At 39.3% G+C, this 10,578-nt stretch carries 9 protein-coding genes and 2 tRNA genes; 7 read left to right on the plus strand and 4 right to left on the minus strand.

Annotated elements, in window-relative coordinates:
- Nucleotides 1-5: 5 nt before the first annotated feature.
- From OD757_RS15830 to rluD, 3 genes are all read right to left on the minus strand, one after another.
- On the minus strand, nucleotides 6-557 hold the full coding sequence (locus tag OD757_RS15830; protein ID WP_263032453.1) for a flavodoxin family protein: 552 nt from the start codon (nucleotides 555-557) through the stop codon (nucleotides 6-8).
- A 190-nt stretch (nucleotides 558-747) separates the two neighbouring features.
- Nucleotides 748-1,485: a peptidoglycan editing factor PgeF gene (gene pgeF, locus OD757_RS15835; RefSeq protein WP_263032454.1), complete on the minus strand. Its 738-nt coding sequence runs from the start codon at nucleotides 1,483-1,485 to the stop codon at nucleotides 748-750.
- Between the two features lie 10 nt (nucleotides 1,486-1,495).
- Nucleotides 1,496-2,548, minus strand: coding sequence for a 23S rRNA pseudouridine(1911/1915/1917) synthase RluD (gene rluD, locus OD757_RS15840; RefSeq protein WP_263032455.1), 1,053 nt, complete (start codon nucleotides 2,546-2,548; stop codon nucleotides 1,496-1,498).
- Between the two features lie 71 nt (nucleotides 2,549-2,619).
- Between rluD and OD757_RS15845 the strand changes: the two genes are divergently transcribed.
- Together OD757_RS15845 and OD757_RS15850 are read left to right on the plus strand one after the other, a co-directional pair.
- Nucleotides 2,620-3,783 (plus strand): outer membrane protein assembly factor BamD, encoded by a 1,164-nt coding sequence (locus OD757_RS15845; protein ID WP_263032456.1) that lies wholly within the window; start codon nucleotides 2,620-2,622, stop codon nucleotides 3,781-3,783.
- A 157-nt stretch (nucleotides 3,784-3,940) separates the two neighbouring features.
- Nucleotides 3,941-5,815: a DNA primase gene (locus OD757_RS15850; protein WP_263032457.1), complete on the plus strand. Its 1,875-nt coding sequence runs from the start codon at nucleotides 3,941-3,943 to the stop codon at nucleotides 5,813-5,815.
- On the opposite strand, the gene hemA is transcribed toward OD757_RS15850, so the two are convergent.
- Nucleotides 5,812-7,098: a glutamyl-tRNA reductase gene (hemA, locus tag OD757_RS15855; RefSeq protein ID WP_263032458.1), complete on the minus strand. Its 1,287-nt coding sequence runs from the start codon at nucleotides 7,096-7,098 to the stop codon at nucleotides 5,812-5,814. The two genes, OD757_RS15850 and hemA, sit on opposite strands and share 4 nt — an antisense overlap.
- A gap of 88 nt (nucleotides 7,099-7,186) precedes the next feature.
- Between hemA and OD757_RS15860 the strand changes: the two genes are divergently transcribed.
- The 5 genes from OD757_RS15860 to OD757_RS15880 all read left to right on the plus strand — a co-directional run bounded on the left by OD757_RS15860 (nucleotide 7,187) and on the right by OD757_RS15880 (nucleotide 10,505).
- Entirely contained in the window at nucleotides 7,187-8,896 is a 1,710-nt protein-coding gene (locus tag OD757_RS15860; protein ID WP_263032557.1) for a tetratricopeptide repeat protein, read from the plus strand.
- A gap of 4 nt (nucleotides 8,897-8,900) precedes the next feature.
- Nucleotides 8,901-9,479 carry a lipoprotein insertase outer membrane protein LolB gene (gene lolB, locus OD757_RS15865; RefSeq protein WP_009393830.1) on the plus strand — a complete coding sequence of 193 codons (579 nt, stop codon included), beginning with the start codon at nucleotides 8,901-8,903 and terminating at the stop codon, nucleotides 9,477-9,479.
- An 18-nt stretch (nucleotides 9,480-9,497) separates the two neighbouring features.
- Nucleotides 9,498-10,331 (plus strand): 4-(cytidine 5'-diphospho)-2-C-methyl-D-erythritol kinase, encoded by an 834-nt coding sequence (gene ispE, locus OD757_RS15870; protein WP_263032459.1) that lies wholly within the window; start codon nucleotides 9,498-9,500, stop codon nucleotides 10,329-10,331.
- Nucleotides 10,330-10,404 (plus strand) — tRNA-Gln (locus OD757_RS15875). The genes ispE and OD757_RS15875 overlap by 2 nt, the downstream gene beginning before the upstream one ends.
- Nucleotides 10,405-10,430: 26 nt before the next feature.
- A tRNA-Gln gene (locus tag OD757_RS15880) sits at nucleotides 10,431-10,505 on the plus strand.
- Nucleotides 10,506-10,578: the final 73 nt, after the last annotated feature.

The following is a 10,578-nucleotide window of genomic DNA, read 5'->3' on the forward strand; positions in this document are numbered from 1 at the left end:
TTTCATTAGCTTAATCTATATAAAAGTCCAGCAATATATTCACCAAACCATTTAGCTGTATCCAAGTCGCCTTGTGGAGGAGTAACTTCAACAGGCGCATTATCTGACTGTGTCATTAAACCTAAACAACTCGATAATCGGTTTAAATCTTTTTCACTATGCCCTGTCGTCATTAAAGGTAAACCTGACCAAAGCATGCCATGTTGCATGGCAAAAATATTTAATTGTTGTAATACCGCGAGTTTATCGCCACTTAATCCGCCCGAATTTGCAAAGCCCGCCGCAAGTTTGCCTTGCCACACACGTTCTTTCCAACGTTTAGAAGTACTGTCCATAAATTTTTTAAAATCGGCAGTCATACTTCCCATATAGGTAGGCGATCCAAAAATAATACCTTGTGATGCATCTAATGCATCCCAATCAATATGTTCAATATTCATTAGATGTACTTTTACCCCCATCACCTCTGCACCAGCAGCAATAGCGAACGCCACCTTGGCCGTATGACCATAGGGACTGTGGTAGACAATAGAGAGATGTTTTTCAGGCAAAGACATAAGAGTAAAATTTTGAGCGATTTTTTCTATTTTATCATTTTATTAGTGCTTGCTAAACCTACATCTATAAATATGAAATATAAGGTTTGCCCTACTACTTACTATAGAAATATTTTCAAATTAAATAAAAACTCTCTTACTTTATTTAATTACTACAAAATAAGAGAGTGAATTACATCGGTTTTATAACTTATATAAAAACGAAGGTGGCCATACGTCCAGTCTTAGCATCGCGACGATAAGAAAAATATTCATCATTTTGTTTATAAGAGCACTGGTCTCCACCTAAAACCTGTTTCACGCCTAGACTTTGTAAAATAAAACGTGCAATTGCATATAAATCTGCATGAAATTTATTTGGAGCTGCTCCCTCAACAAAAGCTGTTTCCAACTCAGGATACTTGTCACAAAAAGCAGCCTTTACTTCAGCCCCAATTTCAAAACAAGGTTGGCTAATCGCAGCTCCTAGCCATGCCCAAGTTGGAGGGGTCTGCATAGCGGCAACCGTATTTTCAACAATCCCACCAGCTAAACCACGCCAACCCGCATGTAAATTTGCGACTTCGGTACCTTCGGCATTACCTAACACGACAGGTAAGCAATCAGCAGTCATCATCATTAGAGCATGGCCTTTGGTTTGAGTGACCAAACCATCACCAATTAAAGCCTTAAAAGGAATTTGTTCATTTATAGTATGGCAAATCGTACTATGTGTTTGAGTCATCCATGTCATTTTTTTAACACCAAACTTAGCAAACTCATCTAGCAAGATCATACGATGTTGCTGAACACGTTGTGCTTCATCATTGACATGTAAAGCCAGATTAAAGCCAGACAACTCATGTTGACCCGTTGATAATGCCAAAGGATGTTGAACACGTGTCTGCCCTACATATACACCTTGAGGTAAACCTTGAACAAATTCCATATACGCGTCCTTAATATGCAGCGTTTTCTGAACGTAAAACATCGACTAAATGCGTAAAATCTTCAGGCCACGGCGCTTCAAATAGCATTTCTTCACCAGTACGAGGGTGTTTTAAGCCCAATTTAGCTGCATGCAATGCTTGGCGCTTAAAACCACGCAAAGTATCAATGAGTAATTCAGACGCTCCTGCTGGTACACGTACACGGTTCATATAGATCTGATCACCGATCAGTCCATAGCCGATATAACTAAAATGGACACGAATCTGATGAGTTCGACCTGTTTCAAGGCGAGCTTGTACACGAGTAAAATCTTTAAAGCGTTCTTTTACATTGTAATGGGTCACCGCATCTCGTCCGCCCGGTAAAATCGCCATTTTTACACGGTCAACAGGATGACGTTTGATCGGTTCATCAATAGTACCGCCAGCAATAATATTTCCATAAACAACTAGGTCATATACACGGTAAACCGATTTATTTGCCAACTGTTTACTTAAAGAAAATTGTGCTTCAAGGCTCTTGGCAACAACTAACAAACCACTTGTATCTTTATCAATACGATGTACTAAACCTGCGCGAGAAAGTTCCGACAATTTTGGGAAGTGATAAAGCAAGGCATTCACTAAAGTTCCAGAACTGTTACCCGCCCCTGGATGCACGACCATGCCAACTGGTTTATTAATGACTAAAATGTCGTCATCTTCATAAACAATATTAAGTGGAATATTTTCAGGTTGACTTGTGGTCTGTGCTTCGAGCTCAACGTCGAGTGTAAGTAGCTCTGTCCCTTCACAACGGTGCTTAGGCTTGACAATGTTACCATTCACCAACAGATGGCCATCCTTCAACCATTGTTTAAGCTTTTCACGTGAAAACTCATTCCACACCAAGGCCGCAACCTGATCGATACGTTGTCCTAGATAGGTTTCATCTAACTGAACTTGCAACGATAAACGTGTTGCAGTTGTATCAGAAGTATGGTTATCTGCATCCTCAGAATCTTCAAGTAAATTGAAGTCGGTTTCAGATAAGTTTGTGTTTGAAGATTGTGCTGAAGTCATTTGATCATTGAGATAAAAGTGGTTTAATAGCGCAATTGTAGCTCATTGCCCAACATAACAGAGGAGTTTTTATGTCGCTACCACGTTATAAAATTACGATGCTTGCCTTATCTTTAGGTGTAGCGTCTGCATTTGTGGGCTGTAGCAGCAATCCAAGTAAAAAAGAAGTGGTCGATAGTGGCCCACAATCTAGTGAACAAGCTTACTTCGAAAAGGCCCAAAAGTCGCTTGACCGTGGTCAATATCTTGATGCGACCAAGTCTTTAGAGGCAATCGATACTTATTATCCGACTGGACAATACGCACAACAAGCACAACTTGAACTTCTATATTCGAAATTTAAACAAAAAGATTATGAAGGCGCGATTGCCTTAGCAGAACGTTTTATTCGTTTAAATCCTCAACACCCAAATGTAGATTATGCTTACTATGTTCGTGCTGTATCGAATATGGAGCAAAACTACGACAGTTTGATGCGCTATACATCTTTGCAACAATCTCATCGTGATGTGAGTTATTTAAAAGTTGCTTATCAGAACTTTGTTGATTTAATTCGTCGTTTCCCAAGTAGTCAATATTCTGTTGATGCTGCTCAGCGTATGAAGTTCATTGGGCAAGAACTTGCTGAAAATGAAATGACTGCTGCACGCTTTAACGTTAAACGTAAAGCTTGGATCGCGGCTGCAGAGCGTTCTCAATGGGTAATTGAACATTATCCACAAACACCTCAAGTTCCAGAAGCATTAGCGACTTTGGCATATAGCTATAACCAATTAGGTGATAAAGCGACTTCACAACAATATATTGAAGTTTTAAAGCTTAATTACCCTAACTTGGTGAAAAAAGACGGCACAGTTAACATGCGTGCTGCTCGTAAAGAAGGTAACTGGATTAACCGTGCGACTCTGGGTATTTTCGGTCGTGAATCTACGGCTGCAACTCCAGAAAGCACAGCTGAAGCAGAAGCTCCAAAACGTGGTTTCCTCAATCGCGTAAGCTTTGGTTTAATTGGTAATTCAGATAAAGAAGAAGCTGAACAACCAGAAAAAACAACCATTGAAGCTCCAAAGTCAGAACGTAGTTGGACAAATCGTTTAAGCTTCGGTTTATTAGATAAACCTGAGCCACAACCAGCAGAAAATACAACTATTGCTCCAGCTGTTAGCTCTACAGATGTATCAACTGATTCTCAATCAGATGATGCAACGCAAGGTACTAGCGACGCTGCTCAATAAGTTACAAACTTTAAAAAGCACCAATAAACAGGCAAGTGATACCACTTGCCTGTTTGTTTTTATAAAATATTAAAATATTTATTGTGTAGATCTTGCTTCATCATGTCAGAATATTCTGGCTCACTCTCTCATCAGTTTTAATACGGTTATCTGAATTATGGCAATTCCACAACATACGATTGATCAGATTTTAGATCGCACAGATATTGTCGATCTGATTGGTCAGCGTGTGAAATTGAAAAAGACGGGACGTACATATTCCGGCTGTTGCCCTTTTCATCAAGAAAAATCTCCTTCGTTCCATGTCTATCGGGACAAGCAGTATTATCACTGCTTTGGTTGTCAGGCTAACGGGAACGCGATCCGTTTTCTGATGGATATTGATAATCGAAACTTTATAGATGTCATGAAAGAGTTATCGAGTAGTGCTGGAGTCGAATTACCCAAAGATAATACTGAAAATAAAAAACTGTCTTATACCCGTCAGGTTACCAAGCCACCAGTTGCTAAAGCAAATACGGCGGAGCCTATAAATCCGACTTCGCAACAGCCAACAGATGAAAGTTACAACACGCTTGAACCTGTATTTTTTGATGACCCGTTTGCTCAGTTTGAGCAGCCTTTTAGCTTTGATGAGCCAGTTCAAGAAGGTAATTTATATGACTTACTGGAAAATGTTGCCCAGTTCTATGAACATCAGTTACCTAATAGTCAAAAGGCAAAAAACTACTTTAAACAACGTGGCTTAACCAATCAGACGATTCAATTTTGGCGCTTAGGCTATGCACCAGAAGATTGGCAACACTTAGAAAAAGCTTTTCCTTATGACATTGATGGATTAAAGCAACTTGGACTTATCCGTTCAAGTGATAGTGGTCGTGATTTTGACTTATTACGTGACCGGGTCATTTTCCCAATTCGAGACCCTAAAGGCCGTGTCGTTGGTTTTGGTGGTCGTGCCTTAAATGATGAAATTAAACCTAAATACATTAACTCACCAGACTCAGAAGTCTTTCACAAGAATCAGCTACTTTACGGGCTTTATGAAGGTAGAAAACTTAAGTCTAGCGACTGGTTAATGGTTGAAGGCTATATGGATGTCATTGCGCTTCAGCAGTATGGCATTACAGGGGCCGTCGCAACTTTAGGGACTGCAAGTAATACAGAACATCTTAATATTTTATTTAAACAAAATAGCCGTATTACCATTGCTTTTGATGGCGATGCTGCGGGTCAAAAAGCAGCACGCAGAACATTAGAAATTGCTTTACCACTTCTTAATGATGGGCGCGAACTCAAATTTTTTGTTCTACCGAATGACCACGACCCAGACTCTCTTATCCGTCGTGAAGGGCTTGAAAATTTCCAAAAACTATTACAACAGGCCCCTCTTTTGTCTGATTTTGTCTTTGCCCATTTAACAGGACAACACGACATTAGCACCCCAGAAGGCAAAAGCTTGGTCATGGGTGAACTCAGAGAACTGACTGACCTATTACCCAAACAGGGCTCTTTCCGTTATTTACTTAATCAGTCTTTTCGTGAAAAACTTGGACTGGGTAAACGTTTTACCCCGCAAATCAGCCATGATGCCTCGCTCTCATTTAATATTCATACTAAAGATGAAGACTTTGCAATTGCAATTTTAATGCATCATCCTTTTCTTTATATTCATTTTGAAGGGTTACGTGCCTATATTCAACAAGATGAATTATTGGCAAAAGTTCTAGCTATTTTAAATCGTATTTTTGATGATTTACCGGATGACCAAGAGTTAGCAACTTATTATGTGCTTGGCGCTTGTAGTAGTTATTGTCATGAAATTGCCGATATTATGCAGAGAACGAATATACAGGCATTAACACAGGCGCCTGAAGTCGCTGACAAATTGGCCAAAGAATATGCTTTAGGCTTAAAAGAAAGATATTTACGTCTAAAACTGAAATCTAAAATTTCATTAGTAGAGTCAAGAAATTTAAGACAGCAACTCAATGAACTAACAAAACAAATTAGTTTAAGACTGTTGTCTTAATGTTTTGGCTTACGCTCATGATCAAACACATCCTGTAAATGCTGTTGCAACCATTCGAAATAATCAGGATTTTCTGCCTTGGCAGCTTCGCGTAGCAAGATAGATGTAGGATGCATAAGCTTTTGTGACAAACGATGCGCGAATTGCTGCAATACCTGTTCGGCATTTTCACCGTGATGCAAAGCCTCTAATGCGTGACTAAGCTCTTGTTGACTCACTTCTTCACTATGTTGACGGTAAGCGTGAATTGTACTGCCTGCTTCTTTAACTTTTTGATGAGTAATAAGCTGAGTAGCCAACTGATTAACCATTACCTCTGCTTCAACAGCTGCCTGACGTCGTTGAGCAAGGTTCTCATCAATCACGCTTTGTAAATCATCAACACCATACAAATAGACGCCATCAAGTGCTTCAACTTTAGGATCTATATCACGAGGTACAGCCAGATCAACCATTAACATTTGTTGATAGCGACGTTTCTTTAATGCGGCCTTAACATCTGGATAAGCAATAACTTGATATAAACTACCGGTACAGCTCGACACAACATCAGCACGATACAAGTTTTCAGCCAAGGCTGCAAAATCAATAATTTCAACTTCAACCTGATGTGAAATTTCTTGAGCTAGTTGGTCAGCACGCTCACGGCTACGATTACAAATAATAATTTTGGCGACGCCCATTTCAGCCAAATGCTTAGCAACCAAGCTATTCATTTCACCCGCAGCAACGACCATCACAGTAAGTTTTTCAGGCTTACTAAAAACCTGTAAAGCTAATTGTGCAACCGCATACCCCATCGAAACAGCATGGCTACCTACCGCCGTTTCAGAACGTACACGTTTAGCAGCATAAAAAGCATATTCAAAAACACTGTTTAATTCAGGAGAGACCGTTTGGGCTTCTTTAGACAGTGCCAAAGCACTTTTGACTTGCCCTAAAATTTGCGGTTCACCTAGCATAAGAGAGTCGAGACCACTTGCAACTCGCATTAAATGTGTAATTGCCTGCGTGTTCTCGTAACGATAAACATGATGAATTAAGTTCTTTACATCAATATTATTGGCATCGGCTAGCCATTTCAGAAGGCTTTCGGCATTTTCTGCCATGGCATAAATTTCTGTACGGTTACACGTAGAAACGACCACCAAATCTTTTAAGCTTTGGTGATGGTTTTTTTGTTCGGCAAGCAAATTACTTAATCGCTCTGCATTGAAAGCAATTTGTTCGCGGAGTTCGACAGAAGCTGTTTGATGGTTGACACCCAATGCAAAGAAAGACATATCAGATCATCATTTCGCTAAATTTATGCTATTGTGCAACATCGGTGTCATAAAAAGCATTACTTTGGATCAATAAAAATTGCGTCAAATGAATAGCCGTATTAATTTTAACGGTGCTTCGATAAGACAGTATTCTACCACATTCTTATTGTTAGGTAGCATGTCCTCGCATGTCTATGCACGTCCTGTGCAAGAGACCTATGCCGTGCATTCATTTGATCAGGCATTAGAGCAGACGATGGTCGCTGAATTTGCCCTAGCCTATGATGATATTCCTAATGCTTTGCACAATTACACAGTACTCGCAATTAAAAGCAACTCTACTTCAATTAAGCAGCGCGCTTTAGATGTTGCCCTTGAATATAATGATTTTCAAGCCGCTTTAAATATTGCTACACATTGGGTAGCCCAAGAACCCAAAGATGTACCGGCCTTATTCTATTTGTCACATATTGCTTTAAAAACACATGAGTACCAGCTTGCTGCTGAAACATTAGATAAAATTTTAAAAATAGATCCCACTGCTGATTTAGAAGAAATTTTAGCGAGTATCGCCCCAGAAAATGCTCAAGATCGAGATGTATTATTAACAGCGTTACGTTCTAGTGCAGAAAAAGACAACCCTTCTATTTTAGCACTTATTGCCAACTTAGAAGCTCAAAATGGTCAACTACAATCTGCTTTAACTAACATTAACAAGGCTTTACGTCGACGTCCTAAAGTGACGAGCTTTATTTTAATGAAAGCAAACCTACTCATTGCTTTGAGCGATCAAGAAGGTGCACTTAAATGGTATGCAAAGTCCAGCCGTAAATATAAGAAAAATTTAGATATTCGTTTAGCTGAAATCCGCTATCTCATACAAATTAATCAATCTCAGCTCGCCTTAGAAAAACTTGAAAATGTTATCGAGGCTAATCCCAAAGCTGAAGAAGCATTGTTTATTGCAGGCTTAACCAGTATTGATTTAAAACAATATGACAAAGCAGAACAATATCTTGTTGACCTACGAAACTCTGCAAAATATCAAAATGAAGCTTATTATTACTTAGCCATTAATGCAGAACGCAAACAGCACTATGAAACCGCAAAAGCTTACTATCGTTTGGTTGATGGCAGCTTATACGTCGTTTCCAGACGCAATCTGATTGCAATATACGATAAACAAGAAAATTTACATGATGCTTTACGGTTCCTCACTCAAGAGCGCGTAAATTATCCTCAACATGCAAGTTTCTTATATCAAGCTCAAGCTGAAATTTTAAAGAAAATGGGCAATAAAAAAGCTGCATTAAATTTATTAGATGAAGCAATAAAGAATTTACCGGATGATCCGGAACTTATTTACGCAGAAGTTTTATTACTTGATCCCTATACTGACCGCGACAAGCTCGACAAAACATTAAATCAATTATTACAACTTGAACCCAATAGTCCAACTTACCTAAATGCATACGCTTATACACTAGCCCTGCAAAACCGTAGGTTAAAAGAAGCACGTCAATATGCAGAGCAAGCCTTAGAATATGCGCCAGAACAAGCCTCAATTCTTGATACGCTGGGCTATATTGCATTTTTACAGAATGATTATGAAGCTGCGGCAGAAGCTTTAGGTAAAGCTTATGAACTTAGCCACAATATAAATATTGGCGTTCGGTATGCTAAAGCGTTGTATATGCAAGGATCATTAACTCAATTTAGCGCTGTGTTACAACAACTGAAACAAAAACATGCCAATGATCCACAATTACAGCAGCTTGATGCGTTAATTTTACCTACATCTGCAAAAAAGAGTTAAATATATGAGCAAATTTGCCCAACTGTGCACAGCGATCTGTGGGTCAAGTGTATTATTTCTAACCGGTTGTCAGCATTTTACTCAACCAAAACCTGCGGTTACCCAGCAAATTCAAGATGAAAAACACTTTAATTTACAAGGTAAAATCGGGGTTCGCACACCACAGCAAACTGGAAGTGCTTTTTTCACTTGGGTTCAACAACAAGATAATTTTGATATCGAATTAAGCGGCATTCTAGGTGTAGGAAAAACCCAAATTCAGGGTAAACCTGGTGAAGTGAAGTTAAATAGTGCGAAAACTGGATTAATTACTGCTGCCTCTCCAGAAGAGCTATTAGAGCGTGCAACTGGTTGGCAAGCACCAATCACTCATTTAACGAGCTGGATTTTAGCTAAACCCGCAACTTTAAGTGCTCAGATCAGTAAAGATAATGAAAATCGTGTCAACCAACTCATTGAAGACGGCTGGACTGTTAATTTCAGTTATGATGGTGAACAAACTTTGCCAAACAAACTGGTTTTAAAGCAAGCTCTTGCTGAAGATAAAGAAAACCGTATTACAATGGTCATCCAAAACCGCTAAGTCTAATTATATAAATCTATGATTCGAGTTCCCTCCCCAGCTAAGCTCAACCTGTTTTTACATATTACAGGCCGACGTGAAAATGGTTATCACGAGTTACAAACTATCTTCCAAATTATTGATTTATATGACTGGATGATATTTACACCAACTTTGGATGGACAAATCGAAATTGATGGATTGAGCGAGGTTAGACCGGAAGAAAATCTGATTTATCGAGCTGCTCAAATACTAAAACCGCATGCAAAAAAATTCTGCGGTCTACACATCAAAATTGAAAAAAATATTCCAATGGGTGCAGGTCTAGGTGGAGGCTCATCCAATGCTGCCACGACCCTGATTGTGTTAAATCAATTATGGGAATGTGGACTAAATCAAGAACAACTTGCGGACTATGGTGTAAAGCTTGGTGCCGATGTTCCTATTTTTATTTATGGTAAAAATGCATGGGCTGAAGGTGTGGGTGAACATTTATCATTCATAGACTTAGAGCAAAAACAGTTCATTATTTTAAAACCTGATTGTTTTATCAGCACTCAATTGCTTTTTTCACAAAAAACATTGACAAGAGACTCTAAGACCACTAAATTTTGCGCCTATCAGTTAGAACCTTCTAATTTTGGAAATAACTTTGAGCCATTGGCCCGACAGTTATACCCTGAAGTAGAAGAAGCGATGCAATATTTAGATCAATTTGGTCGAGCAAAGCTTACAGGTACAGGTGCTTGTGTTTTTATTGAAGTAACGAATGAAATGAATATTGAAGAAATTCTTAAGCATTCACCATGTAAATCTTACTTGGTAAATAGTTTAAAAGAATCTCCTCTTAATCATTTTAAGGTTACATGTTAGGGGCGTCGCCAAGTGGTAAGGCACCGGGTTTTGATCTCGGCATCCGTTGGTTCGAATCCAGCCGCCCCTGCCAACCTCACCTGTAATGATGATTATATTAGGGGCGTCGCCAAGTGGTAAGGCACCGGGTTTTGATCTCGGCATCCGTTGGTTCGAATCCAGCCGCCCCTGCCATCATATACATCATCGAATTTAGGGGCGTCGCCAAGTGGTAAGGCACCGGGTTTTGATCTCGGCATCCGTTGGT

It is taken from the genome of Acinetobacter sp. AYS6 (assembly GCF_025630795.1).
In the GTDB taxonomy this organism is placed as follows: domain Bacteria; phylum Pseudomonadota; class Gammaproteobacteria; order Pseudomonadales; family Moraxellaceae; genus Acinetobacter.